This is a genomic window from Flavobacterium hercynium, from assembly GCF_002217285.1.
Classification (GTDB): domain Bacteria; phylum Bacteroidota; class Bacteroidia; order Flavobacteriales; family Flavobacteriaceae; genus Flavobacterium; species Flavobacterium hercynium.
The window spans coordinates 15,526-41,794 of record NZ_MUGW01000021.1; the positions used below are offsets into that span (position 1 = coordinate 15,526).

At 33.9% G+C, this 26,269-nt stretch carries 23 protein-coding genes; 10 read left to right on the forward strand and 13 right to left on the reverse strand.

What is annotated here, in order from left to right:
- Positions 1-37: 37 nt before the first annotated feature.
- From B0A66_RS10955 to B0A66_RS10965, 3 genes are all read right to left on the reverse strand, one after another.
- Positions 38-2,437 carry a ribonucleoside-diphosphate reductase subunit alpha gene (locus B0A66_RS10955; RefSeq protein WP_089049882.1) on the reverse strand — a complete coding sequence of 800 codons (2,400 nt, stop codon included), beginning with the start codon at positions 2,435-2,437 and terminating at the stop codon, positions 38-40.
- 251 nt (positions 2,438-2,688) lie between these two features.
- Positions 2,689-3,666: a ribonucleotide-diphosphate reductase subunit beta gene (locus B0A66_RS10960; protein ID WP_089049918.1), complete on the reverse strand. Its 978-nt coding sequence runs from the start codon at positions 3,664-3,666 to the stop codon at positions 2,689-2,691.
- Between the two features lie 335 nt (positions 3,667-4,001).
- Positions 4,002-4,571: a DUF3109 family protein gene (locus B0A66_RS10965; RefSeq protein WP_089049883.1), complete on the reverse strand. Its 570-nt coding sequence runs from the start codon at positions 4,569-4,571 to the stop codon at positions 4,002-4,004.
- A 316-nt stretch (positions 4,572-4,887) separates the two neighbouring features.
- Here B0A66_RS10965 and B0A66_RS10970 point away from each other — a divergent pair, with 316 nt between their 5' ends.
- From B0A66_RS10970 to B0A66_RS10980, 3 genes are all read left to right on the forward strand, one after another.
- Positions 4,888-5,466, forward strand: coding sequence for a MarC family protein (locus B0A66_RS10970; RefSeq protein WP_089049884.1), 579 nt, complete (start codon positions 4,888-4,890; stop codon positions 5,464-5,466).
- 106 nt (positions 5,467-5,572) lie between these two features.
- A complete protein-coding gene (locus B0A66_RS10975) occupies positions 5,573-5,773 on the forward strand; it encodes a hypothetical protein (protein ID WP_089049885.1) in 201 nt (66 codons plus the stop codon).
- A gap of 1 nt (position 5,774) precedes the next feature.
- Entirely contained in the window at positions 5,775-6,380 is a 606-nt protein-coding gene (locus tag B0A66_RS10980) for an FAD-dependent oxidoreductase (protein WP_089049919.1), read from the forward strand.
- Between the two features lie 110 nt (positions 6,381-6,490).
- Here B0A66_RS10980 and B0A66_RS10985 read toward each other — a convergent pair whose 3' ends face one another.
- From B0A66_RS10985 to B0A66_RS11005, 5 genes are all read right to left on the reverse strand, one after another.
- Entirely contained in the window at positions 6,491-6,802 is a 312-nt protein-coding gene (locus B0A66_RS10985) for a hypothetical protein (protein ID WP_089049886.1), read from the reverse strand.
- Positions 6,803-6,879: 77 nt separating this feature from the next.
- Positions 6,880-7,245 carry a nuclear transport factor 2 family protein gene (locus B0A66_RS10990; RefSeq protein WP_089049887.1) on the reverse strand — a complete coding sequence of 122 codons (366 nt, stop codon included), beginning with the start codon at positions 7,243-7,245 and terminating at the stop codon, positions 6,880-6,882.
- A gap of 19 nt (positions 7,246-7,264) precedes the next feature.
- On the reverse strand, positions 7,265-8,842 hold the full coding sequence (locus tag B0A66_RS10995; RefSeq protein WP_089049888.1) for a S41 family peptidase: 1,578 nt from the start codon (positions 8,840-8,842) through the stop codon (positions 7,265-7,267).
- Positions 8,842-9,273 (reverse strand): deoxycytidylate deaminase, encoded by a 432-nt coding sequence (locus B0A66_RS11000; protein WP_089049889.1) that lies wholly within the window; start codon positions 9,271-9,273, stop codon positions 8,842-8,844. Before B0A66_RS11000 ends, B0A66_RS10995 begins: the two co-directional genes overlap by 1 nt.
- Positions 9,274-9,279: 6 nt before the next feature.
- Complete coding sequence (locus B0A66_RS11005; RefSeq protein WP_089049890.1) at positions 9,280-9,873, reverse strand: HupE/UreJ family protein; 594 nt, start codon at positions 9,871-9,873, stop codon at positions 9,280-9,282.
- A 172-nt stretch (positions 9,874-10,045) separates the two neighbouring features.
- On the opposite strand from B0A66_RS11005, the gene B0A66_RS11010 reads away from it, so the two are divergent.
- Positions 10,046-10,477 carry a tellurite resistance TerB family protein gene (locus B0A66_RS11010; protein ID WP_089049891.1) on the forward strand — a complete coding sequence of 144 codons (432 nt, stop codon included), beginning with the start codon at positions 10,046-10,048 and terminating at the stop codon, positions 10,475-10,477.
- A 108-nt stretch (positions 10,478-10,585) separates the two neighbouring features.
- Here B0A66_RS11010 and B0A66_RS11015 read toward each other — a convergent pair whose 3' ends face one another.
- Together B0A66_RS11015 and fbp are read right to left on the reverse strand one after the other, a co-directional pair.
- A complete protein-coding gene (locus B0A66_RS11015; RefSeq protein ID WP_089049892.1) occupies positions 10,586-10,978 on the reverse strand; it encodes a fimbrial biogenesis chaperone in 393 nt (130 codons plus the stop codon).
- A gap of 184 nt (positions 10,979-11,162) precedes the next feature.
- Positions 11,163-12,167, reverse strand: coding sequence for a class 1 fructose-bisphosphatase (gene fbp / locus B0A66_RS11020; protein ID WP_089049893.1), 1,005 nt, complete (start codon positions 12,165-12,167; stop codon positions 11,163-11,165).
- 266 nt (positions 12,168-12,433) lie between these two features.
- On the opposite strand from fbp, the gene B0A66_RS11025 reads away from it, so the two are divergent.
- From B0A66_RS11025 to B0A66_RS11045, 5 genes are all read left to right on the forward strand, one after another.
- Positions 12,434-12,922, forward strand: coding sequence for a GNAT family N-acetyltransferase (locus B0A66_RS11025; protein ID WP_089049894.1), 489 nt, complete (start codon positions 12,434-12,436; stop codon positions 12,920-12,922).
- Between the two features lie 62 nt (positions 12,923-12,984).
- Complete coding sequence (locus B0A66_RS11030) at positions 12,985-14,244, forward strand: aspartate kinase (protein WP_089049895.1); 1,260 nt, start codon at positions 12,985-12,987, stop codon at positions 14,242-14,244.
- A 201-nt stretch (positions 14,245-14,445) separates the two neighbouring features.
- Complete coding sequence (locus B0A66_RS11035; RefSeq protein WP_089049896.1) at positions 14,446-17,877, forward strand: hypothetical protein; 3,432 nt, start codon at positions 14,446-14,448, stop codon at positions 17,875-17,877.
- A 64-nt stretch (positions 17,878-17,941) separates the two neighbouring features.
- Entirely contained in the window at positions 17,942-18,445 is a 504-nt protein-coding gene (locus B0A66_RS11040) for a hypothetical protein (protein ID WP_089049897.1), read from the forward strand.
- Between the two features lie 234 nt (positions 18,446-18,679).
- Complete coding sequence (locus tag B0A66_RS11045) at positions 18,680-19,750, forward strand: glycosyltransferase (protein ID WP_089049898.1); 1,071 nt, start codon at positions 18,680-18,682, stop codon at positions 19,748-19,750.
- A 2-nt stretch (positions 19,751-19,752) separates the two neighbouring features.
- On the opposite strand, the gene B0A66_RS11050 is transcribed toward B0A66_RS11045, so the two are convergent.
- The 3 genes from B0A66_RS11050 to B0A66_RS11060 form a co-directional block, all read right to left on the reverse strand.
- Positions 19,753-21,048, reverse strand: a complete 1,296-nt coding sequence (locus B0A66_RS11050; protein ID WP_089049899.1) for a porin — start codon at positions 21,046-21,048, stop codon at positions 19,753-19,755.
- Positions 21,049-21,219: 171 nt separating this feature from the next.
- Positions 21,220-22,299: a sensor histidine kinase gene (locus B0A66_RS11055; protein WP_089049900.1), complete on the reverse strand. Its 1,080-nt coding sequence runs from the start codon at positions 22,297-22,299 to the stop codon at positions 21,220-21,222.
- A gap of 233 nt (positions 22,300-22,532) precedes the next feature.
- The gene (locus tag B0A66_RS11060) at positions 22,533-23,216 is read right to left on the reverse strand and encodes a response regulator transcription factor (protein ID WP_089049901.1); all 684 of its coding nucleotides are present in this window, start codon (positions 23,214-23,216) and stop codon (positions 22,533-22,535) included.
- A gap of 230 nt (positions 23,217-23,446) precedes the next feature.
- Here B0A66_RS11060 and B0A66_RS11065 point away from each other — a divergent pair, with 230 nt between their 5' ends.
- A complete protein-coding gene (locus B0A66_RS11065) occupies positions 23,447-26,200 on the forward strand; it encodes a TonB-dependent receptor (protein WP_089049902.1) in 2,754 nt (917 codons plus the stop codon).
- Positions 26,201-26,269 lie beyond the last annotated feature (69 nt).

Sequence of the window (26,269 nt, forward strand, 5' to 3'; positions counted from 1 at the left end):
TAAAAATCTAAAATCTTAGCTCTAAAATCTAAAATTATTAAGCTCCACACATTTCACAATCTTCAGGACCTGCCGCTTGTGCTTTTAGCAACATTGCTTTGTATTCCTCAACATTGATTGATTCCGTTTCCGGAACTAAAACTGCTGCTGGCGCATCTTCTTCTTTTTTATCGTTGTTTAATGTGAATTTAATCGCATCTACAGCTGATTTTGTTCTTAGGTAGTACATCCCTGTTTTTAAACCAGATTGCCAAGCGTAGAAGTGCATTGACGTCAATTTAGAATAGTTTGCATCTTGCATGAACAAGTTCAACGATTGTGACTGGTCAATAAAGTAACCTCTCTGACGTGACATATCAATAATATCTTTCATCGACATTTCCCAAACTGTTTTGTAAAGATCTTTTAAATCTTGTGGAATAACATCAATGTTTTGAACAGATCCGTTATGACGCATAATTTCTTGTTTCAACGTTTCCGTCCACAATCCTAATTTTACTAAATCTTCCAGTAAGTGTTTATTTACTACAATAAACTCTCCAGACAATACACGACGTGTATAAATGTTTGAAGTATATGGTTCAAACGCTTCGTTGTTTCCTAAAATTTGTGAAGTCGAAGCTGTTGGCATTGGCGCTACTAACAATGAGTTACGAACTCCGTGTTCCATTACTTCTTTTCTTAATGAAGCCCAGTCCCAACGTCCTGATAATTCTTCATCTTTCATTCCCCACATGTTGTATTGGAATTCCCCTTTAGACATTGGTGAACCTTCAAATGTAGAATATGGACCTTCTTCTTTAGCCATTTCCATAGAAGCAGTTACAGCTGCAAAGTATAATGTTTCGAAAATTTCCTGGTTCAATGCTTTAGCTTCGTCGCTCGTAAACGGCATACGCAACATAATAAAAGCATCCGCTAAACCTTGCACTCCTAATCCTACCGGACGGTGGCGTAAGTTAGAATTTTCAGCTTCTTTTACCGGATAATAGTTTCTGTCGATTACTTTGTTCAGGTTTCGGGTTACACGTTTCGTAACATTGTAAAGCGCCTGGTGATCAAATTTTCCGTTATCAATAAACATTGGCAATGAAATAGAAGCCAGGTTACAAACTGCAATTTCATCTTTAGATGTATACTCCATAATCTCAGTACACAAGTTAGAAGAACGAATTGTTCCTAAATTCTTGTGATTCGATTTACGGTTTGCCGCATCTTTGTACAACATGTATGGTGTTCCGGTTTCGATTTGTGATTCCAGGATTTTCTCCCATAATTCACGTGCACGGATTGTTTTTCTTCCTTTTCCTCTAAATTCGTAATCCAAATACATGGCTTCGAATTCTTCTCCGTAAACATCGTATAAACCAGGACATTCGTTAGGACACATTAACGTCCATGAAGCATCTTCCTGTACACGTTTCATGAATAAATCAGATGTCCACATAGCGAAGAATAAATCTCTCGCACGCATTTCTTCTTTACCAGTGTTTTTCTTTAAATCAAGAAATTCAAAGATATCAGCATGCCAAGTCTCAATGTATATCGCAAAACTTCCTTTACGTTTTCCTCCACCTTGATCTACGTAACGAGCTGTATCGTTAAATACTCTCAACATTGGAACAATTCCGTTTGATGTTCCGTTTGTACCACGGATGTAAGATCCGGTTGCACGTACGTTGTGAATAGACAAACCAATTCCTCCTGCTGATTGCGAGATTTTAGCGGTTTGTTTTAATGTATCATAAATACCATCAATACTATCATCCTGCATTGCTAATAGAAAGCAAGAAGACATTTGTGGTTTTGGAGTTCCTGCATTGAACAATGTTGGTGTTGCATGCGTGAAAAACTTTTTAGACATCAAATCGTATGTTTCGATAACTGATTTTAAATCGTCTAAGTGAATTCCAACTGAAACACGCATCAACATGTGTTGTGGTCTTTCTACAATTTTACCATTTATTTTAAGCAAGTACGAACGCTCTAAGGTTTTGAAACCAAAGTAATCGTAATTAAAATCTCTTGTGTAAATGATGTGTGAATCTAAGAAAGCTGAGTTTTCCTGAATTACTTTGAATACTTCATCAGAAAGTAATGGAGCTTCTTGCCCGTTTCTTGGATTTACGTAATTGTACATATCTTTCATCGTTTCCGAGAAAGATTTTTTGGTATTAGAATGTAGATTCGAAATTGCCACACGAGCTGCTAATTGCGCATAATCAGGATGTGCAATTGTCATAGATGCTGCCGTTTCTGCCGCAAGATTATCCAGTTCAGATGTCGAAACCCCGTCATACAATCCTTCAATAACACGCATGGCTACTTTTACAGGATCTACAAGCTCATTCAAGCCGTAACACAATTTTTTAATTCTTTCTGTAATCTTATCAAACATTACGGGCTCTTTATGGCCATCTCTTTTTACTACATACATAAGTTTACTTTTTTAGTTATGAAAAATTGCAAGTCTCTGGAAAACGAATTTCAGGACTTAAACATTGTGTGTTTTTTAATTAATTTTTACGAATTATGAAATTCGCAATAGTTACCCGTTCCCGACCTATCAAATAGATCGAAAAACAAAAAAAATACTACTGAATCTACGATTTAGGGATAATAGATTCAACCTTAAAAATGATTTATTCTTTTAGTGTTTTTGGTGTCACTAAAAATTATTCCTGTTGTCTAAAAATCTGCATCAAATGAAATTTTCTGAGCATCACTATCGGTATTCATCACACCTGATTTTTGATACTCCGCAACACGTTTTTCAAAGAAATTGGTTTTTCCTTGTAACGATATCATATCCATGAAATCAAACGGATTTGCTGATCCATAAACACGTTCGCATTCTAATTCTACTAATAATCTATCGGCAACAAATTCCAGATATTGAGTCATTAAACCAGCGTTCATACCTATTAAACTTACCGGAAGAGATTCTGTAACAAACTCTCTTTCTATATTAAGGGCATCAACGATAATTTCTTTAATTCTTTCTTTTGGTACTTTGTTAATCAGGTGGTGATTATGTAAGTGTACTGCAAAATCACAATGTACACCTTCGTCACGCGAAATTAACTCGTTTGAGAAAGTTAAACCTGGCATTAATCCACGTTTTTTTAACCAATAAATAGAACAAAAAGCTCCAGAAAAGAAAATACCTTCTACGGCAGCAAAAGCAATTAGTCTTTCAGCAAATGAATCAGACTCGATCCATTTTAAAGCCCAGGCTGCTTTTTTACCAATAGCTGGAAAAACTTCTAACGCATTAAACAATTCTGCTTTCTCTGCTTCGTCTTTCACGTAGGTATCAATCAACAATGAATACGTTTCACTGTGAATGTTTTCCATCATGATTTGAAATCCGTAGAAAAACTTAGCTTCGGCATATTGCACCTCATTTACAAAATTCTCAGCAAGGTTTTCATTAACGATTCCATCAGAAGCAGCAAAAAACGCCAAAATATGTTTGATGAAATATCTTTCGTCATCGCTTAACTTATTATTCCAATCTGTTAAGTCCTGATGTAAGTCTATTTCTTCCGCAGTCCAGAAACTAGCTTCCATCTTCTTATACCATTCCCAAATATCATGATGTTTGATAGGAAAAATAACGAAACGGTTCTTGTTTTCTTGTAAAATTGGTTCGACTTGCGACATGGCTTTTATGTTTAATATTTGTGTTGAAATTTTGCTTTTCAAGTAGAGTACAAAGATTGTCATTTGTTGCCAAAAATAAAAGGCAAACTTATTCACAATCGGAGGTAGTTTTTAACAACGGAGTAAAAGTCGGACTTTTTTCACGCTATTATTAAACAATTGTAAATGAGTGTTTTAAAATCGTCATTTCGACCTTAAGCTACCTTTTAAAATAAGAATTTTGGAATACAAAACAAGAAAAAAAGCAATTCTTTTTTATTTTTTTTATATCTGCTTTTTACTTTTTTCGAGTACTTTTTGAACACTTCTCAGCAATAGTAATGGCTCGCGGATTTTTATGATTTTTTTAGTTCTTCGGCGACTTTTTCAAGCTCCAAATACCAATCGGCACCAAAGCGGCGAATTAGCGCTTCTTTGACAAATTTATACACCGGAACTTCCAATTCTTTACCTAATGAACAAGCATCATCGCAAATGTCCCATTTATCATAATTGACCGCAGCAAATTCTGTAAAGTCTTTTACACGTATTGGATATAAATGACACGAAACTGGTTTTTTCCAATCTACGATTCCCTGATTATAGGCTTGTTCGATACCACAAAGCGCTGTTTTTCCATCAAAGATCACATAGGCGCAATCTTTATTGTCAATTAACGGTGTTTCAAGATCACCGTCTGTACCTTTCACCCAGGTTCCCTGAGCTTCGATAGCAGCAATTCCTTCTTTTCGTAAAAAAGGTTTTACTTTATCATATATATCTTCCATGATTTTAGTCTCCGCTTCACTTAAAGGTGCACCAGCATCTCCATCAACACAACAAGCTCCTTTGCAAGCTGACAAATTGCACACAAATTCTTTTTCAAGAATATCTTCTGAAATAATGGTTTTTCCTAATTGAAACATGATTGTAAAATACTGAAATTTATAAAGTGCAAAGATAGTCAAAGAAAACGGATAAAAAATTCACCACAAAGATTCACAACGTTTTTCACAAAGATTCGCAAATAATGATTCTGTTTTACTCATTTGACAATTTAAACTTTGTGAATCTTTGCGAAAAATTTTTGCGATACTCTGTGATATCTTTCTTAATTGTTACAGATATCACTTTTTAAACCCATAAAGCTCATTTTTATAACAAAAATACATTGCGTTAAAAAAAAACTTACCTTTATCATCTACCTTTGCAAAAATTTTAAACGCTTAAAATCAAAGTAATATGCTAGAAATCGACTTTAAGGAAATTATCACTGTTGGAATGGTACTTTTTGCAGTAATTGACATTGTAGGATCTATTCCGATCATTGTTAATCTAAGAGCAAAAGTTGGTCATATCGAATCCGAGAAAGCTTCACTTGTTGCAGGACTTATTATGATCGTTTTTCTTTTTATCGGAGAAGGCTTTCTTAGTCTTATCGGTATTGATGTTCACTCGTTTGCCGTTGCCGGATCGTTTGTTTTGTTTTTCCTTGCTCTTGAAATGATTTTGGGTATTAGAATTTACCGTGACGAAGAACCGGGATCAGCTTCTATCGTTCCGTTAGCGTTTCCATTAATTGCAGGAGCAGGAACTATGACCACTTTACTTTCCTTACGATCTCAATTTCACACCATCAATATTGTTATTGCTATAGTTCTAAACATCATTTTGGTATACATCGTTTTAAAATCTTCTAAAAAAATCGAAACTTTATTAGGAGAAAACGGACTAGGCGTGGTCCGAAAGACTTTTGGTGTAATACTTTTAGCAATTGCTGTTAAATTATTCGCTGCTAATGTTAAAGGTCTATTCGTCTAAAATATATTTTTATAAATTTACCCCATAAAATCTAAATCAGGAGGCATTCTGCATTTATTTAAGCAGGGAACTCCACTTTATTATTTTAGAAAAATTAAACAGCCTTATGAAAATCTTCACTTCAGTTTTAGTGGTTCTAGCTTTAGCATTAATTGTTTTTAATATTACTTTGCTAGACTTCCAAAATCCTTTTCAAGGAGACAGTGTTATTGCTTTTATTGGAATCGCCGCTTCGTTTTGCGCCGTATTGATCCTTTTGATTTTTAGAATTTCAAAAAAAATCGAAGAAAAAACGCATGGCAGATAATATGTTCGATGTTTTAATTATTGGCGGAGGCGTTTCAGGCATGTCTTGTGCTCTGGTTCTGGGTTCTGCCAAAAACAAAGTATTTGTTACTGATAAAAAAATCGGAATATTGACACACCAAAAAAATTCTTCTTTACAGGAAGCAATTTTTTATAATGCTTACGGAATAACTTCAGGCAAATTCGGTTCCGAGTTATTAACCGAAAGCATCGAGCATTTAGAAGAAACTTACCCTCACATTACTCAGATTCCTAATGAAAAAGTAATGAAGGTTGAAGGTTCTTATCCTCACTTTACTGTTATTACCAATAAAAACGCATACACTACTCAAAATATCGTTATTGGAATTGGATCTGCAAATACTTTTGACATCGAAGGTTTATTACAATATGTAGAACCGCACAAAAAAGCACTTCCTGAAAAACAACGTATTCAGCTTAAAAACGACGATCATAAAGTTGTCGATGGTATTTACGCCATAGGAACATTAGCGGGCTGGAGAAGTCAGTTAGCAATTGCCGCAGGTAGTGGCGCTGCTGTTGCAACAGATATACTTACTTTATGGAATAATGGTGTGCAGACTCATGCGCACGACAGCATTCGATAAACTTCTTTATAAAATTAAAACCATTAAAAGATTAAGAACTTAAGCTTTGCAGCTACATTATCTTAATCTTTTAATGGTTTTTAAAATTTCAATACTGTTGCAGTATTAAACTATTTCACTGAAACGATTTCCTTTACTTTAATATGTTTCTCCGTATCTGTTTTCCAGATCTCACCTTTTAATGAAACCTCGTCTCCTTCTTTCAATTTCTTGTAGTTTTGCGGTCCGCCAACATTTACAATACTAATAACTGCAAAATAAACTTCATTTTTATCTGTATTTATTTTAGCTGTATAACCGTCTTTTCCAAATTCAATCGATTCAACTTTTCCTGAAACCGTATTTTTATCTTTCATACAAGCGCAAGAGATTACAAGTGTCATTAACACCGCCAAGAATCCTATTCTTTTTAAATTTTTCATGTTTATTGTTTAATTGTAAATCTCGCTCATTTTACGCAAAATTTATTATATTATATTTTAAAAAATTATTATTATTTCTATTGTAAAGCCACACCACTTCCTGCAATTACTTTTAGACTTTCATCAAATTGTTTCCAAACTCTATTATATCTAAAAACTCCATTGAAAACAGCACCATCAAATGTACCTTTCAACATCACCGTTACTGCAACAACAGCCAAATCATCAATTATTTTAATAATTTGGTCAGAAGCTTCTATTACCTCGATTTTCATTTTACCGGAACGATATGATTGTAAATCAAATTCTTTTGTAATAGTTTGTCCGTTCGGTAAATTAAAAAGCAAATCATGATGCAGGAGTTTATCCAACGTTGCAACATCAGCTGTTTTAATTGCTGTTAAAAGTTCGATTTCAGCATTTACAATAGTTTCTACTTTCATCTGACACAAAATTTAAAGATTATTTTTTAGACTTTAAAATGGACTTAATCATAGCATCGTCTTTTAAAATCACATCATAATAATACAGCTCACCATAAAGTTGTCTGGCAAATTCTGCTGCAATGTGACGATTGACTAAAGCTTTCGTTTTATCAAATTTCAAATCTAAACCTGTCATTACGATATAGTTTTGAAATTTCTTAAAATAAACATCAGTCTTATTCATTTTATCAAGAAACTCATTAAAACGAAGTCCCGCAAAAGCATTTCTGTTTTGATCGAGTGTTTCAAACACAAAGTGTCCCACAATTCCGGTTTGCAGTAAATAGGCAACATTTTCATTTCCGTGTTCTGCTTCGATTGGAACAAAAACATCCGGAACGATTCCGCCCCCACCGTAAACGATTTTACCTTTTGGTGTTTTGAATTTTAATGAATCCGCTACTTTGATGCTGTCTTTTGCATACAATTCACCGGATTTAACACGATCCTCTGATTCTTTAAAATATTCATCATTGCCTTTTTTATACGGCTTTTGAATCGATCTTCCTGTTGGCGTATAATATCGTGCTACCGTTAATCGCACGGCAGATCCGTCATTAAAATCCATTTCGCGCTGTACTAATCCTTTTCCAAAAGAACGACGTCCTACGATAGTTCCTCGATCATTATCCTGCAAAGCTCCCGCCAAGATTTCACTAGCAGAAGCACTGTTTTCGTTTATTAGAACATATACTTTACCGGTTTCAAAACTTCCTTCTTTTGTCGCAAATGTTTTTTCGGTAGAACCATTTTTATTTTTAGTAAAAACAATAAGTTGCTTGTCTTTCAAAAATTCGTCGGCAATTGCTACCGCTTCTTCCATATAACCACCGCCATTATCACGAAGATCAATGATAAGCGATTCCATTCCGTTTTGCTGTAATCTTGCTAATCCGGTTTTGAATTCTTTATAAGTTGTTTCAGCAAAACGATTGATTTTGATGTATCCTGTTTTATTTTCAAGCAATAAAGAAGCATCTACGCTTTTTAGCGGAATAACATCTCTCTTTATTTTAAACTTTAATTTCTTTTGTTCAGACTTTCTAAAAACTGTCAATTCTATTTCAGAACCTTTAACGCCTTTTAATTTTGAGAACAAGCTGTCTGAAGGTAATTTTCGACCAAATAATTTCGTTTTTCCGGCAAACAAAATTCGGTCTCCAGATTTTAATCCCGCTTTCGCTGAAGGTCCGTTTTCTACTGGTCTGATGATCGCAACCGAATCACGGTACATATAAAAGTTAATTCCGATTCCAACAAAATCACCTTTCATGCTTTCAGCAACTTCTGCTTGTTCGCTTGGCGGAATATAAACGGAATGCGGATCTAGTTTTGATAAGATATTATCGACGGTAAGGTTTACTATCGAATCGGTATTAACACTGTCAACATATTCAGTATTAATAAAATCGATTAATTTATTCAGTTTGGTTTTTGAATAATTTTTTGCCAAAATACGATCATCCTCAGGAGCATTCATCTTGCTTCCGAGAACTATGCCAAGAGCAAAAACTGCTCCTATGAGGATAGGTAAATATGTCGAATTAAATTTCATTATTCTTCTAAAACAGGAATATGTTCTACCTCTACTCCTGCTTTTATTAAAAATTGAATTCCCGAATCATCGCGATATCCATTATGATATACTACTCTGGTAATACCTGACTGATGTATTAATTTACTACATTCTTTACAAGGTGAAAGTGTAATATACAATGTCGCTCCTTCGCAGGATTGTGTAGATCGGGCTACTTTTAAAATTGCATTTGCCTCAGCATGCAAAACATCCCAACGGGTTAATCCGTCTTCATCTTCGCAGCAATTTTCAAATCCTGATGGTGTACCGTTGTATCCATCAGAAATAATCATTCGATCTCTTACGATAATAGCACCAACTTGTTTGCGTTTGCAATACGAAAGCAAACTCCATTCTTTGGCGATGCGCAAATACGCTTTATCGTATTTATTTAATTTTTTTACTTCCATTTAATTTTATCTGTTCCAGATCGGGCTTGAAATAATCATCGGAACAACAACTCCAATAATAAAAGCCGACATTACAAGTGCCCAGTCGCGTTTAGAAAAACGAAACACGGTTTGCACAATATATGACAGTACCAAAACTACAAAAACTACAATTATTTGTGCTGCTTCGATACCTAATGCAAATTCGCCTAAAGGTAGTAATTTCGATGTTGGCGTACCTCCTAAAATTGTCTTAAAATAATTAGAGAAACCAAGACCGTGAATTATACCAAAAAACAATGTTACAAAGAATATCAGATTAAGGCTTTCATTTTTAGTTGCTTTACCGGCTGTAAAAAGATGGAAAAAAGCAGTTATTAAAATCGTAATCGGAATTAAAAACTCTACCAAGCTTACTTTTACGGCAACAATTCCAAAAACAGATAGCATTAAAGCTAACGTGTGACCAACTGTAAAAACAGAAACTAAAATCAAAATGCGTTTCCAGTCTTTAAAGGTATAAGGAACGGTTAATGCGATTAAAAAAAGAACATGATCGTAAGCATTAATATCTAAAACATGCTTTAATCCTATCTGAAAATAAATCCAAAAATCTGACATAGGTATTATTATTTTAATTGATTAAGGGGTTGTAAACATACGATTAATTTTGAAAATTAAGGAAACCCCACAATTAAAACAACGCATAAAAATACGATAAATTTTATGACAACTTTAAAATTAATAATTTAAAAATAGATTTATCTTTGTTACTTAAAAACCCTAATTAATTATGCCATTTTCAGAATTATTTGATAACGAATTCAAACAAAGAAACAGAGGTCATTTCTCTGCAATTGTGCGTGTAGCTTTTGCTGACGGAAAAATTAGTCCAGAGGAACAAGAATTTTTGAATAAAATCTCTTCGACATTACAAATTTCAGAAGACGAATACAAAGAAATCCTTAAAGATCCTTGGAAACACCCAATAAACCCACCTTACTTATATACGCAGCGTCTAGAGCGTTTGTATGATTTAGCAAGAATGGTACATGTTGATCATCATTTAGGAGATCTTCAGGAAGTAATGCTTAGACGTATGGGATTAGCTCTTGGTTTTACTCCGGGAAATGTTAACTATATTGTTGCAAAAGCACTTTCTTTAGTAGACAAAAAAGTAGATTTAGATACTTTCGTTTTCGAAATGGAAAACATGAATAAATAACATACAGTATTCAGCTTTTTAGCGTTCAGTTACATGCTGATTTCTAAAATTGAATTGTAAAATTAAAAACCCGACAGAGTTAAAATTTTGTCGGGTTTGCTTTTTATTTTACTTTGACTGATTTACAACTATTCCATCATAGTAATTACCATTTTGCACACCAACAATCAATCTTCTGTCAGCTCCAGTGGTATTTTTATTCATCGTTATAATTATTTGTTTTCCTTCTTTTCTTTCTATTTGAAATTCAGCATTAGTAATCGTAAAGTCTTTTGCTATTGCATCAACTTTACTTATATCGATCAGCTCCTGATTAATAGCAACTTGATTAAGCCACCATCTCCCATCTTTGGTTGAAATGGTAACGGTATTTGATTCAGAGTCAAAAGTGACTTCTTTTTGAGACAGTTTAATATTATCATCCCATTTTCCGTCCTCCTGATTAGTACAGGAAATCAACAAAAAAAATGACATTAGCAATAAAGTAGTTATTTTTTTCATACAAGTTATTTAGGTAAAGGTTAGTAGATTTTTATTAATCAAAAATAAGACATTCCTCACACTTAATTGTTATGTGCATTTTAAATTATAAACCCGACAGATTTCAAAAATCTGTCGGGTTTTGTTTTAATATTCAAATAGAAATCTAACAAGTTTAAAAAACCTGTTAGGTTGACACTTTAGATTAACTTTCCGCCATAAACTGTTCAGCTTTCTCTACCATCTTACGGCTTCCGCAGAAAAACGGAACACGCTCGTGTAATTCTGTTGGCTGAATTTCCATGATTCTGCCAAAACCATCTGTCGCTTTTCCGCCTGCCTGTTCTGCTATAAAAGCCATTGGGTTGCATTCGTATAACAAACGCAATTTCCCTTTTGGTGCTTTAGAACTTGTTGGATACAAATAGATTCCGCCTTTGATCATATTTCGATGAAAATCGGCAACGAGACTTCCAATATACCTTGACGTATAAGGTCTGTCTTCTTCTTCACGCTGGCAGTATTTAATGTAATTTTTTACGCCTTGCGGAAAATGAACATAATTCCCTTCGTTGACCGAATATATGTTTCCGCTCTCGGGAAACTTCATATTAGGATGCGATAGGTAAAAAGTTCCGATGGCAGGATTTAAGGTAAAACCATTTACGCCATGACCTGTTGTATATACTAACATGGTCGAAGTACCGTAAATAACATATCCTGCTGCCACCTGATTTACGCCTGGTTGTAAAAAATCCTCGCTAGTTACCGGCGTTCCTATTGGTGTAATTCTTCTAAACACAGAAAAAATGGTCCCTACAGAAACATTTACATCTATGTTCGATGATCCGTCAAGCGGATCCATCAAGATCACGTACTTATTATTATGACAGTTGTCGCTCCCCTGAACTGTTATAAAATCGTCGTTTTCTTCCGATGCAATACCACAGACAATCTCACGGTTTATTAACGTCTGGATAAATACTTCGTTTGCATACACATCTAATTTTTGCTGGTCTTCGCCCTGAATATTTTGCTCGCCTGCTGCGCCAATAATATCGACTAACCCCGCTTTGTTTACTTTATAGTTTACGACTTTCGCCGCTAAACGTATAGAGTTGATGATTCGGGAAAGCTCTCCCGACGAATACTGAAATGCTTTTTGATTCTCAATAATAAACTCTCCTAGTGTTTTATTGCGTTCTTCCATTACTATATCGTTGTAATTTTAAATTTAAGTCACAAATATCGTCTTTTTTGTGAGAATGATTTAAAAATTATTTTGTTAGTTTGCTACTATTATATATTTGCTAAATAATGGCAAAAACGATAGTATAAAAACGGGGGATATTCGCTTATATCTGGCTAATTTTAAGAATAGTACGGAATTGGCTGAAAAACAAAAAAAGAGTTGAATATTTCAAAAAAAACAAGCACCGAAGTAATACAACAAAAGATAATAAATTTTACACAATTATGAATATTAGAAAAGGAAATCCTGAAGATATGAAGGCGGTTTTAGGACTGATACAGGAGTTGGCGATATTCGAAAAAGAACCTGAAGCAGTTGTTATAACCGAAGAAGATTTAAAACGTGATGGTTTTGGTGAAAAACCTTTGTTTCATGTTTTTGTCGCTGAAATTGAAAACGACAAACAAGCAAAAGAAATTGTTGGAATCGCGTTGTACTACTATCGCTATTCTACCTGGAAGGGAAAAACAATACATCTTGAGGATTTAATTGTAAAAGAAAAAATGCGTGGAACGGGATTAGGATCGGCACTTTATGCTGAAATCATGAAACAGGGAAAACGTGATAATGTTCGCAGAGTAGAATGGAATGTTCTGGACTGGAACACGCCGGCAGTGAATTTCTATAAAAATTCAGGTGCAAAAATTCTGGACGGCTGGCAAGTAGTACAAATGGATGAAGCAGGAGTTAATACCTTCCTAGAAAAATTATAAAAATATCGGATTTCACTTTGTCTTATAAAAGTGAAATTCAAAAATAAAATCGAAAATTAATAATGAGAGTATTTAAATTTGGTGGAGCATCTGTAAAAGATGCAGATGGGATTAAAAACGTATACGACGTTTTACAAAAAGTAGGTTACGAAGATGTGATTTTGGTTGTTTCTGCTATGGGGAAAACAACAAATGCACTTGAAGTTGTTATCAAGAATTATTTTGACAAATCTGTGGAGCTTGAAGCATCTGTACAGGAAATCAAAAATTATCATAATCAAATATTATTAGATTTATTTGAAGACGAAAAACAAGACGTTTTTGCTGCTGTACAAGCACAGTTTACAGAATTAGAATATTTCTTAGCGCACAATAAATCACCAAACTATAATTTCGTTTACGATCAGGTAGTGAGTTTTGGAGAATTAATTTCTACTACTATTTTAAGTTACTTCATGAATTTCAGAGGTATCAAAACACAATGGCTGGATGTTCGTAACTTCATCAAAACGAATGCGAATTACAGAGATGCCGAAGTTGATTGGGAAACAACACAACAAAATATCAGCAAAATAGTTCCGGGAAAAATGCTAAATATTACGCAGGGATTTTTAGGTGCTGACGAAAATAACTTTACTACAACATTAGGTCGTGAAGGTTCTGATTATACTGCCGGAATTTTTGCTTATTGCTTAAATGCCGAAAGTGTAACGATCTGGAAAGATGTACCGGGTGTTATGAATGCCGATCCGCGTTATTTTGAAAATGCGACTTTACTGAATCAAATTTCGTATCGTGAAGCTATTGAATTGGCTTTCTACGGAGCAACGGTTATTCACCCAAAAACATTACAGCCATTACAGAAAAAAGAAATTCCGCTATACGTAAAATCTTTTATCAATCCGCTGCTAAAAGGAACTTGCGTTTCTAAAGGTGTAGACTTAGAGCCTCAATTCCCTTGCTTTATTGTAAAGAGAAACCAGCTTTTAATTTCGCTTTCCTCTATAGATTTCTCTTTTATTATGGAAGAAAACATCAGTGAGATTTTTGCTTTGTTTCATGAATTTAAAATAAAAGTAAACTTAATACAGAACTCAGCGATTAGTTTTTCTGTTTGTGTTGAAGATAAATTTGGAAATTTCAATGACTTGAATGCTATTCTTTCTAAAAAATTCAAAGTAGATTATAGCGAGAATGTTACCTTATATACTATTCGTCATTTTAACGAACAGGCTTCTCACATTGTGGAAGCAAACAAAGAGGTTTTACTAAAACAAGTAAGCCGTGAAACAATGCAAATTGTTACCAAAGAATTAAATTAAACAACTAACTAACCAAGAATGCCAAAGGTTTCATTTTTTCATTAAAATGAAACCTTTTTTATTGGAACCTGATTCAGCAATCCCAAATTATTTTTTAACTATTCTTCAGTTGCAACTTTTCAGCTATAAGGTCAACAAAAATACCGCACTAATTTTACCAATTATAAATACTACTTTTGGCTTTTTAGAGTTAAAGTCATTATGTTGAAAAAATTACTGTTTTTTACGGTGCTTATCTGGTTTTCTGGTCTTCAGGCGCAGGAAACAGGATCATCGTATCAAACCAAAAAAGTAATAAGTACGCGAGACACGATTCATTTGGAGAAATTCAGCATTAACCCGAGTTTTTTTCAGCTTTTAAATACCAGAAATGAAACCATTGATTCTACATTTTATAAAGTAAATTTTCAAAAAGGTTTTTTACTTTTAAACGAAAACTTCACTTCTACTTCAGACACTTTAGTTGTCAATTATTTAAAATATCCCGATTTCCTGACCAAAGAATATGGTCTTTATCAGGATAGTCAAGTGGTGAGCAATGATGTTGGAACTGATAAATTATACAAAGTAAACAATGCTAACACCAAAACTTTTACTCCGTTTGACGGATTAAGTACTTCGGGAAGTATTACACGTGGCATTACGATTGGAAATAATCAGAATACGGTTTTAAACTCCAATTTAGATCTTCAGATTACAGGAAAAATTTCAGACAAGGTTAGTTTAAGAGCTTCTTTGCAGGACAGTAACATTCCGCTTCAGGATGGTGGTTATTCTCAAAAACTAGATCAGTTTGATAATATTTTCATGGAACTTTTTAGCGATAAATGGAATATTCGGGCAGGTGATGTTTTTTTAGAAAACAGAAAAACGCAATTTCTCAATTTTAATAAAAAAGTACAAGGTCTTTCTGCCAGCGTTGATTTTGGTGATGAAGAGAGCAAATCGAATGTTTTCGCCTCGGTAGCATTCGTAAGGGGACAATATGCGAAAAGTACTTTTACAGGACAGGAAGGCAATCAGGGTCCTTATAAATTAAAAGGTCAAAATGGCGAATTGTATGTCTTGGTAATTTCAGGTTCTGAGCGTGTTTATGTAAATGGTGTTTTGCTAAAACGAGGAGAAAACAACGATTATGTAATTAATTATAATGCTGGAGAAATCATTTTTACTTCGCTTTTTACGATTACTTCAGAAATGAGAATTAATGTAGAGTACCAATATTCTGAGCGAAATTATAACCGATTGGTGACTTACGCCGGCGCTACTCATGAAAATAAAAGCTGGAGTTTTGGCGGTTATGTGTATTCTGAAAATGATTTAAAAAACCAGCCTTTACAACAAAATCTTTCTACCGAGCAAGTTCAAATCTTAAGTCAGGCGGGAGATGATCAAAACTTAATGATTGCCCCATCAGCTTATGAAGACAAATATTCTGAAAATAAAATTTTGTACAAAAAAGCAATTTTCAATGGTGTTGAAGTTTATGAATACTCCAACAACTCCAGCGATGTTTTGTACAATGTAAAATTCAGTCTAGTCGGCAACAATGGCGGAAATTACATCATACAAAACAATAATTCTGTGGAGCGTATTTACGAATACATTGCTCCTGTAAATGGCGTTTTGCAAGGAAATTATGAACCTGTGGTTAAATTAGTGGCGCCAATGAAAATTCAGGTGGCTACTTTTTTAGGGAAATACAATCCTGACGAAAAAACACTGGCTGACTTTGAATTGGCAATGAGCAATTACGATCAAAATTTATTTTCTCCTATTAATGACAGTGACAATGATGGACTCGCTTTTAAAACCAACGTCAAAAAACGGTTGTTTACAAAAGACTGGACTTTAGATGCTTTTGCGAATTATCAATTTGTACAGGAAGATTTTAAATCTGTAGAACGTTTGTATAATATTGAGTTTAATCGTGACTGGAATCTAAATTCTACTCTTTTGGGTAATCAGAGTTTATTGGTTTCAGGTTTAAATTTTGATTTATTTCACAACAAAGAAACTTCAAACATTGGTTTGTTTACTTATCAATTCGAAAAATTAGATTACACGGAAAGTTATTCCGGAAGCAGGCATACTGCAAATGCTTTTTTTAAATTGAACAAATGGACGATTGAAAATCAAGGAAGCTTTTTAAATTCTGATGCCACTACTTCTACATCAAAATTTATCAGAAACCTTTCTAAAACCAAATATCATTTCGGAAAAAACTGGGTAGGCGGAAGTATACAGATTGAAGATAATCAGGAAAAAGATAAAGCAACCAATTTGTTTTCGGCCTTGAGCCAAAGATTTTCTGAATATGGCGTTTTTGTTGGTCGTGGCGATAGTACAAAAGTTTTTGTTGAAGTTGGATATCTACAGCGACGCAATGATAGTTTACAAAACGGTATACTCCAGCATGTAAACAATTCCAAAATGTATGTTTTGAAATCGAAATTAATTCAGAATAAGAAAACTGACTTAGCCGTTTACGCCAATTATCGTACGCTTGATTTTACAGATTCAACACGTAAGACGGAGCCTTCCTTAAATTCAAGAATCCTATACAACGACCGATTCTTCAATCAGTTTATGCAAATTGGAAGTGTCTATGAAACCAGTTCCGGAACAATCGCACAACAGGAATTTACCTATATTGAAGTTGCTGCCGGCCAAGGAGTTTATACCTGGAACGATTATAATGGGAACGGAATTCAGGAACTGGAAGAGTTTGAAATTGCTCCTTTTCCGGATCAGGCAAAATTTATACGCATCTTTTTACCAAATCAGGTTTACATTAAAACCAATCAAAATAAATTTTCGCAGTCGGTTACTTTAAATCCTCTGCAATGGCAAAATAAAACGGGTTTTAGAAAGCTGGCTTCTTATTTCTACAATCAAACTTCCTTTATTATGGATCGTAAGGTTAGAAATAATGGCGGTTCGTTTGAATTGAATCCGTTTAGTGGTGATGATGAGAATATGCTAGGCTTAAATTCAAGTTTCAGAAACAGTTTGTACTATAACCGAGGCAAACAGAAACATTCTGTTACTTATTCCTATCTCATCAATAAAGGTAAAAATCTACTTTCTGTAGGTTCGCAGAAGGTTGCCAACAATTCGCACCAAATGCAATACACGCATTTGTATCAGAAAAGCTGGCTCTTTAATTTCTTTACCAAAACCATAAAAACAACATTACTATCTGAGGATTTTATAGAAAAGAATTACGATTTACAAGGATATCAAATTGCTCCTAAGATTAGTTACTTGTTTTCAAAAAACACGAGTTTAGATTTCTTTTATGAATTTCAAACCAAGGAAAATCAAATTGGAGATGCTGAAACGTTATTGCAAAACCGAATCGGAACATCGTTTTCTTTTGCAGGCGATAAAAAAGTAACAATCAATGGGGAGTTTTCTTTTTATCAGAATAAATTCAGCGGAAATGAATTTTCATCGGTAGGTTTTCAAATGTTAGAAGGTCTTCAACAAGGGCAAAATCTGGTTTGGAAATTGCTTCTACAGAAAAACATAACACAGTTTCTGGATGTCAATGTTAATTATCAGGGACGAAAAAGCGAGACGGGAAATACGATTCATACAGGCAACGTTCAGCTTCGTGCTTATTTTTAACGCTTTGCGAAAAACATTACAATATATTTACTAATTTTAGTTGAAATTTAAAATCTATTAACTTATGAAAAAATTATTACTGCTTTGTTTTATAGTTGTTTTGTCTAGTAATTTTTACGGTCAGACAGCGCCTAAAACAACTAAAGCGAAAAGCGAAACTGCTGCGAAAAAAACAAAAGAAACTGCAGATAAAGCTGCAACAGATGCCAAAAAAGAAGCTGCGAAAGCTACAAAGGCATCCGACAAAGCAAAATCGGCTGCGGACAAAGCAACCGCCGATGCTAAAAAAGAAACTGCAAAAGAAAAAGCAACTAAAGAAAAAGCAGAAAGTACTAAAGCTGTCGCAAAAAAGACAGAAGCAAAAGCTGATGCTGTAAAAAAAGAGGCTGCTGCAACGAAAAAAACAGCTGCTAAAACAACCAAAACAGTAAAAGAAACAAACGAAAAAGCACCGAAAGTTGCTGATAAAGTTACCGGAGAATACAATGGTAAAAAAGTATATACCGGACCAAAAGGTGGTAAATATTACATTAACTCAAACGGAAATAAAACATACATTCAGGATTAAATTTTTAATTTTGACACTATATCAGAGACTAATCAAAAAAGATTAGTCTCTTTTTTTTAAGAATAAAATTGTATTATTTTAAATTTCTTCACAATACAACAACATGATCTCTTTTGATTTAACCTTTTTCACTGTTTTATCAGCTAAACTTTACAATAGAGTTAATAATTTAGTAATATCCTCGAAATAACAGAAAAGACATATTTATATATCTTCGTCAAAAAGCAAGTAAATATGAGTATTGAATATTCTGCAAACAAAACTATTCTCGTAGCTCCATTGAATTGGGGGTTAGGTCACGCTACAAGATGTATACCTATAATAAAAGCACTTCAGGACAACAATTACATTCCGATCATTGCATCAGATGGTATTGCGCTAGCTTTATTAAGAAAAGAATTTCCTTATATTCAAACGCTTGAATTACCTTCTTATCATATTGAATATGCGAAGAATGGTAAAAATTTTAAATGGAAACTGATTAAAAACTTACCCAAAATGATAACCGCCATTTTAGACGAGAAAAAAATGGTGAAATCGTGGATTAAAAAACACGGTATCGATGGTATCATTTCTGATAATCGATTGGGTGTTTACAGCAAAAAAGTTCCTTCTGTATTCATGACACATCAATTGAATGTTATGACCGGAAATACAACCTGGCTTACGAGTAAGTGTCATCAGGAAATTATGAAAAAATATACGGAATGCTGGATTCCTGATACTGATGCTGAAATAAATCTAACGGGAGAATTGGGTCATCTTAAAACAAATGATCTTAACCTAAAGTATATTGGCCCGCTAAGCAGAATGCGCAAAAAAGAGACTCCAAAAGTATATGATTTAATGGTTATTCTATCTGGTCCAGAACCTCAACGTACATTTTTGGAAGAAAAACTAAAAAAAGAAGTGTTACGCTACGAAGGCAAGGTAGTGTTTGTAAAAGGTGTGGTCGAAAAAACGCAGACAAAAGAAGAAATAGAGCATGTAACGTATTACAACTTCATGAACTCTAAACAATTGGAACAAACGTTTAATGAAAGTGATTTGGTTTTATGCCGTTCTGGTTATACTACGGTTATGGATTTAGCTAAGCTGGAAAAGAAAGCTTTTTTTATACCGACTCCAGGGCAATATGAGCAGGAATATCTTGCTATAAAACTTCAGAATGAAAATCTGGTTCCTTATGCAATGCAAAACGACTTTACTATCGAAGATCTTTCTAAAGTAAAATCGTTTAAAGGTTTATCTCAATTTCAAAACGAAATCGACTGGGACGCTATGTTTTCTATTTTTGAAGACTAATATTAGAAATTAAACTGCGCCTGCAATCTTAGTAAGTTTCCTTGCTGTCTGTTGACAGGAAGTGCGCTGTCCTGAAAAGTTCTGTCTGCAATAACGTATTGTGCTGTAAGTTCAAATGCTTCCATTGGTTGCCATTCTACACCAATTTCGTAATCTCTAACAACATAACTTCTGGCATCTTTTTCATATTTTTTTCCTCCATCGTAATATTGAAATTTTGCGAACGGATAAAGACGCTGTTTTTTTAGATCTAATTTATAATTCAGCATTACATATCCTCCATTTAGATCGGTTTCATCGATCGCATTGGTAACGGAATTGTAACGAGGACCTGTACCAACGTTGTATTCTGTTTGAATTCCAAAAGGTCTGGGATACAAAACAAAGGTTGCTCCCACTCGCTGGTCTTTTACATACTGCGGATCGTTTACGGCAACTCCTTGTGAAACTTCTCCTGTAAAAGCCCATTTTCCGGTATATGCCTGAATTCCTGGTTCAATAATCTGACTGCCAATAACAAAAGGATATGTTACTCTCGCTACTACGTTTAAGTCTCTGTTTCCGTCTAATCTATTCGCAATTTGTCCGTTGTAAACACCAAGACCAAAAACGCCAAAATCACCCGATCCTTTAAAACCATCTTTGACTAACATTGCAAAACGTTCTCTTATTTCTTTTGGTGCCCAATAAAAGAACATTCCTAAATCACGCTCGTTTTGTATGGCACTGTTCATAGCATCGTTACGATCTAACGTTAATCGCTGCGAACTTGATTGCATATTTTCGAAACCGTAAGGGATTTTACTTTGCCCTACGCGAAGGCGATATTCTCTTTTTTTATCAAAAGAAACATCGAAATACAAATCGCGAATCTGAACAAAATTTTGAATACCACTACTTGGTGAACTTGCGAAATCAGGCTGAAAGTAGAAAAACACATTAGAATGTACCTGACCTGAAAATACTAAACGGGCTCGTCTGATAAAAAGTCCGTTGTTTGCCTGTGCGTCCGGAGCTGTAGAAGTTGTTCCCCACGATCTGTCGCACTGATCACAAGATACTTTGTCATTTGTAGAAAACAAACCATTGTAACGTATTTGTGCATAACCTCTTAAAGAGATTTTGTCGTACCAATGTTCATTATTACTAACTCCTGATTTGGTATCGGGAAGTTTTGCATTATTGATGGAATCCAGAAGGCGAATTACTTCTTTCTTTACATCTTCTTTTTTTAAATCCTGTGCATTGGCAACACACGTAATTAGCAATAAAACTGCAATTATTTTTCTCTTTATCATTTTTTTTATCTAATGCACTACATTTCAGGATGCAAAGATGTATCACCAATGTTAATAAATCATTAACAGGGCGTTATCATAATAAGAAGATTTGTTTCTAAATCGTTATGCAACTATTAATCGTACTGATAAACTTTATTCTAAGGTGCTTATCAGAATTTAAACTTACAATTATTTAACTTCTGCTTTCACGTTTTTATGCGCTTTTTCGAGTGTAAACGAGAATTCAGATCCAATTCCGAATTCACTTTCAACATATACTTTTTCTTTATGCGCTTCGATAATATGTTTTACGATTGCAAGTCCTAAACCGGAACCTCCTTCAGATCGGGTTCCGCTTTTATCTACTCTGTAAAAACGTTCGAAAAGTCGGGGAATATTTTGTTTCTCAACACCTTCTCCATTATCACTAATTCGAATTAAAACTTTTTTCTTGGTAAGGTTTACAACACCAACTTCTGTTGATCCGCCATCCTTACCGTATTTAATAGAGTTTACGATCAGATTTTCTAAAACCTGCTGAATCCTGTCCTGATCTCCGCGAACGATTAAAGATTTGGTATTCTTGTTTTCAAAACCCAAAGTGATTTTCTTTTTATCAGCTTTCATTTCTAATAATTCAAAAACATTCTCGATCAGCTCAACAATATCAAAATCCGTAATCATTAAATCCAGATCACCCGATTCCAGTTTGGTAATCATATCTAAATCTTCGACAATATAGATTAAGCGCTCCACACCTTTCTCGGCACGTTTCAAGTACTTTTTTCTGATATTTTTATCATCCATTGCACCGTCAAGCAAAGTCGAAACATAACCCTGAACGGTAAACAAAGGTGTTTTAAGTTCATGCGAAACGTTTCCTAAAAACTCTCTTCGATATTGTTCTCTGATTTCGAGCATTTCAATTTCGAGTTTTTTATCTGTAGCAAACTTTTTCACTTCTCGTGAAAGTGTTTCCATATCAGTAGTAATAGGCTGATTAATAAGTGTAGTAGATTCCAATAACGAAACCTCATCGTATATTTTCTTAACCCTTCTGTAAATGAAACGTTCTACTCTGTACTGCAAAACCAGAAATGAAAAAATATAAATGGAAACTATAAAAATTGATCCAAATGCAACTTGATGTTTTAATTGACTTTTATAAAACAAGGACATTAATACAAGCACAAAGCCTGTTGAAAAGAGACTTATGTACAATGCCGATTTTATAGCAAATTTGTATGTTTTTTTAAAATTAATTTTCATTGATACTATTTAATCATTTAGAGATTAAGAATGTTTGTATGTTGTTATCGAGCTAAAAAATTCTCCTGAATTATCATTTGAACGAAACAAAGTTAACTCAAAAACCATATAAAAAATTAAAGTTCAAACGATCTTTAACTCCTTATATGGTTTATATTTATGTGTCAGATTGATTTAATGTTGAATCTCAAACCTTAGTAACTTAGCAACTAAGAAACTCAGTACCTTAAAATCTAAACTTCAAATTTGTAACCTACTCCTTTTATTGTTTTAAAAAGATCTTCACCAATCTTTTCGCGTAATTTTCTGATATGAACATCGATTGTTCTGCCTCCAACCACTACTTCATTGCCCCAGACTTTATCCAGAATTTCATCTCTTTTAAAAACTTTTCCAGGTTTTGAAGCTAATAAATAAAACAATTCGAATTCTTTTCTTGGTAAAGCAATTTCTACATTGCCTTTAATAATCTTATATTCTTCACGGTTAATCTCGATTCCGCCAACATTTAGAGTATCGCTAACGACTTCTTGTTCTTTTAACCTTCTTAACAAAGCCTTTACTTTGCTGACCAATAATTTTGGTTTTATTGGTTTGGTAATGTAATCATCTGCACCAGCATCAAAACCAGCAACTTGAGAATAGTCCTCACTTCTTGCCGTCAAAAATGTTATAATAACGTTATTTAATTCCGGAATTTTTCTGATGTGTTCACAAGCTTCCATACCGTCCATTTCTGCCATCATCACATCCATAATAATTAGATCCGGCATTTCTTTTTGGGCTTTTGCTATAGCGTCTTTTCCGTTTGAAGCTGTTACAATTTGATAGCCTTCCTGAGCAAGGTTATAGCCTACAATCTCCAGAATATCCGGTTCGTCGTCGACCAATAAAATCTTGGTTTGTGTTTTTTTCATAAAGTAGCAAAAATTGAGTTTTATCATCAGATTTTATTGTTATAAATCTGATGTTTTTTGATTGCGATGGTAAATATAATAATAAATCAACCGTTAAATTTCCCTGTTAACGGTAATTTAATCTCGTAACAATTTGATAATCTACAGCACACAAAAACATAACAAGTGCCTAACATGAACTTTACAGTACGGTTCTTTCTTTGCCAAAAAATAAATTAAACACAACTAAGATGAAATTCAATTTAAAATTTCTATTAATTACATTATTTATCTGTTCGGTTTCGATCGCACAAAACAAAGGTACGATTTCTGGTGTATTATCAGACAAAGAATCAAACAATCAAGCACTACCTTTTGCAAATGTCCTATTAAAAGGAACAAACATTAGCGCTAACACTGATTTTGACGGAAAATATTCGCTAAGTGTTAATCCTGGAGATTACACTATAATTTTTAGTTTCGTTGGTTACGAATCTGTTGAGAAACCGGTAACTGTAGTTGCAGGTCAAACTACAACTGTTAACCAAGTCCTTACTTCAGGAGGTTATACACTTCAGGATGTAGTAGTAAAATCTGCTGCAGTAAGCAAACAAAAAGAATCAGCTTTGCTTTTAGAGCAAAAAAATGCAGTTGACATTAAACAGTCAATTGGTGCACAGGAATTATCAAGAAAAGGTGTGGGCGATGTAGCTGCTGCCGTTGCAAAAACTTCTGGAGTTTCTAAACAAGAAGGAAGCAATAACGTATATGTTAGAGGACTTGGTGACCGTTACAACTCTACTTCTATGAATGGATTACCAATTCCTTCAAATGATCCGGAGAGAAAAAACATTGCTCTTGACCTTTTTTCAACTGACATTGTTGAATATATTTCAATCGACAAATCTTATGGATCAAGAATGTATGGTGACTTCGCCGGAGGAAATGTAGATATCGTTTCTAAAGATTACCGCGGAAAAGGAATGTTCGAAATTTCATTAGGATCTAAAGTAAACACTAACGCATTACAAAACGCGGATAACTTTTTATTATCACAAGGTCCAAGTAAAACAGGTTTTGTTTCTTACGGTGTTCCACAAAATGCTTTAGACGGATATAATTTCAAAAACAGTCTTAATCCTGGAAAAGAAAGTCCTTATGGAGGAAACTTTAATGTAAAAGCAGGAAAAACTTTCAACATTGGTGAAGAAGGAAAACTTAGCGTTTTTGGAACTGCAAGTTTTAACAATGGTTTCGAATATAGAGAAGGATTAAGTCAAAGTGTGAATGCTCAGGCTGCGTCATTAAAATCTTTCCAACAAGAAAAGTATACGTACAACACGAATACTACAGGAATGTTTAATGCGAACTATCGCCTTAACAAAAACCATAAAATTGGATATAACTTCTTATTTATCAATTCATCTGAACAAACCAGAGATACTTATTTTGGAAGTGATCGTGATTATGATAATGAAAATGCTAGTCTTCTCGTTCAAAGAGGTACATTCACACAAAACACTGTTTACATCAACCAATTGTTAGGAAACCACAAAGTGACTGATAAAATTGATTTTGACTGGGGAGTTTCATACAACACCGTTAAAGGTGATATGCCGGACAGAACTCAAAACAAGATGTTCCGCAACACAGCAACTGGAATCTATACAATTGCTCAAAGAACAACTACTGACAACAACAGATACTATCAAAATTTGAAAGAAGATGAAGCAGCTGCTAATCTTGCTTTTACTTACAAACTAGGCGATAAAGAAGCTGGAGAATCTAAAGGGAAAATTGTAGCAGGTTATAATGGTAAATTTAAAAAACGTGATTTCGAAGCTATTCAATTTAACTTCCCTATAAGCCAGATTGGTCAAAATACTGCTGTAGATCCAAATAATTTAGATTCTTTCTTTAATCAGCAAAATTACAACAACGGTGTTTTCTCTATCAGTTCTTTTGCTGGAATGACACCTCAAACTTACGATGGTAAGCAAGATATTCACGCTGGATTTGCAAATATAGAATACAAACTAAGTGACAAGTTAAGCTCTGTTTTAGGTTTTAGATATGAAAAAATATCGCAAACAGTGAACTGGAGAACACAACTTGATGCAGGAGGAGGAACAAATACATTTGACAGAAATGAATTTTTACCAAGTGTTGCATTGAAATATGAATTGAACGAAAAACAAAATCTTCGTTTGGCTGCAAGCAAGACGTATACATTACCTCAGTTTAAAGAACGTGCTTTGTTTATCTATGAAGATGTAATGGAGACTAAAATTGGTAACCCAAATTTATATCCTTCACAAAATTACAATCTTGACCTTAAATGGGAAATGTTCCCAAAAAGTGACGAATTGTTTTCTGTTACTGCTTTCGGAAAATATATCTTAGATCCAATCAATGAGGTAATTGTTGCCTCTGCATCAAATGACATTTCATGGGTAAACATTGGAGATACAGGTTACGCTTACGGAGTTGAATTAGAAGCAAGAAAAAACATTTTTGAAATTGAAGGAGAATATACAAACAAATTATCTTTTGGTTTTAATGCTTCTTTAATGAAAACATATCAGGATATCGACAAGTTAAAAGTTCAAAAAGAGACACAAAACAAAATGAACATTAACCTTACAGATACCAATTCAGGTTTTACAGGAGCTTCTGATTTAATTTTGAATGCTGATTTATCTTATACCAAAAATTTCAAAAATGATTCTGGTATCATGGCAACACTTGCCTACAATCATTACTCTGACAAACTATACGCAATTGGATCTGAAGGGAAAGGGAATTTAGTTGACAAAGCTATGGGTTCATTAGACCTTGTTTTCAAAACTAAACTAAACAAAAGCCTAGGAATTGATTTTGGAGCAAGAAACCTTTTAAATCCGGAATTCAAAAGAGTTCAGGAGAATGCTGGTGGAGACGTACTTGTTTTCAACTATAAAAAAGGAATGACATTTGGTTTAGGAGTAAATTACCAATTACAATAAAAAAGAGGTTAAGGGATTGACTTATCAATTCCTTAACATTCGATTAAAAAACATATAACAAACGCTTTA

Coding starts and splice junctions, on each gene's coding strand:
- B0A66_RS10970 (WP_089049884.1), top strand. CDS start 4,888: ATGCTAGAAATCGACTTTAAGGAAATTATCACTGTTGGAATGGTACTT.
- B0A66_RS10985 (WP_089049886.1), bottom strand. CDS start 6,802: ATGAAAAATTTAAAAAGAATAGGATTCTTGGCGGTGTTAATGACACTT.
- B0A66_RS11035 (WP_089049896.1), top strand. CDS start 14,446: ATGTTGAAAAAATTACTGTTTTTTACGGTGCTTATCTGGTTTTCTGGT.
- B0A66_RS11055 (WP_089049900.1), bottom strand. CDS start 22,299: ATGAAAATTAATTTTAAAAAAACATACAAATTTGCTATAAAATCGGCA.
- B0A66_RS11060 (WP_089049901.1), bottom strand. CDS start 23,216: ATGAAAAAAACACAAACCAAGATTTTATTGGTCGACGACGAACCGGAT.
- B0A66_RS10975 (WP_089049885.1), top strand. CDS start 5,573: ATGAAAATCTTCACTTCAGTTTTAGTGGTTCTAGCTTTAGCATTAATT.
- B0A66_RS10960 (WP_089049918.1), bottom strand. CDS start 3,666: ATGTCGCAAGTCGAACCAATTTTACAAGAAAACAAGAACCGTTTCGTT.
- B0A66_RS11040 (WP_089049897.1), top strand. CDS start 17,942: ATGAAAAAATTATTACTGCTTTGTTTTATAGTTGTTTTGTCTAGTAAT.
- B0A66_RS11010 (WP_089049891.1), top strand. CDS start 10,046: ATGCCATTTTCAGAATTATTTGATAACGAATTCAAACAAAGAAACAGA.
- B0A66_RS11045 (WP_089049898.1), top strand. CDS start 18,680: ATGAGTATTGAATATTCTGCAAACAAAACTATTCTCGTAGCTCCATTG.
- B0A66_RS11050 (WP_089049899.1), bottom strand. CDS start 21,048: ATGATAAAGAGAAAAATAATTGCAGTTTTATTGCTAATTACGTGTGTT.
- B0A66_RS10990 (WP_089049887.1), bottom strand. CDS start 7,245: ATGAAAGTAGAAACTATTGTAAATGCTGAAATCGAACTTTTAACAGCA.
- B0A66_RS11065 (WP_089049902.1), top strand. CDS start 23,447: ATGAAATTCAATTTAAAATTTCTATTAATTACATTATTTATCTGTTCG.
- B0A66_RS11025 (WP_089049894.1), top strand. CDS start 12,434: ATGAATATTAGAAAAGGAAATCCTGAAGATATGAAGGCGGTTTTAGGA.
- B0A66_RS10995 (WP_089049888.1), bottom strand. CDS start 8,842: ATGAAATTTAATTCGACATATTTACCTATCCTCATAGGAGCAGTTTTT.
- B0A66_RS11030 (WP_089049895.1), top strand. CDS start 12,985: ATGAGAGTATTTAAATTTGGTGGAGCATCTGTAAAAGATGCAGATGGG.
- B0A66_RS11015 (WP_089049892.1), bottom strand. CDS start 10,978: ATGAAAAAAATAACTACTTTATTGCTAATGTCATTTTTTTTGTTGATT.
- B0A66_RS11005 (WP_089049890.1), bottom strand. CDS start 9,873: ATGTCAGATTTTTGGATTTATTTTCAGATAGGATTAAAGCATGTTTTA.
- fbp (WP_089049893.1), bottom strand. CDS start 12,167: ATGGAAGAACGCAATAAAACACTAGGAGAGTTTATTATTGAGAATCAA.
- B0A66_RS10955 (WP_089049882.1), bottom strand. CDS start 2,437: ATGTATGTAGTAAAAAGAGATGGCCATAAAGAGCCCGTAATGTTTGAT.
- B0A66_RS10980 (WP_089049919.1), top strand. CDS start 5,775: ATGTTCGATGTTTTAATTATTGGCGGAGGCGTTTCAGGCATGTCTTGT.
- B0A66_RS10965 (WP_089049883.1), bottom strand. CDS start 4,571: ATGTTTCAATTAGGAAAAACCATTATTTCAGAAGATATTCTTGAAAAA.
- B0A66_RS11000 (WP_089049889.1), bottom strand. CDS start 9,273: ATGGAAGTAAAAAAATTAAATAAATACGATAAAGCGTATTTGCGCATC.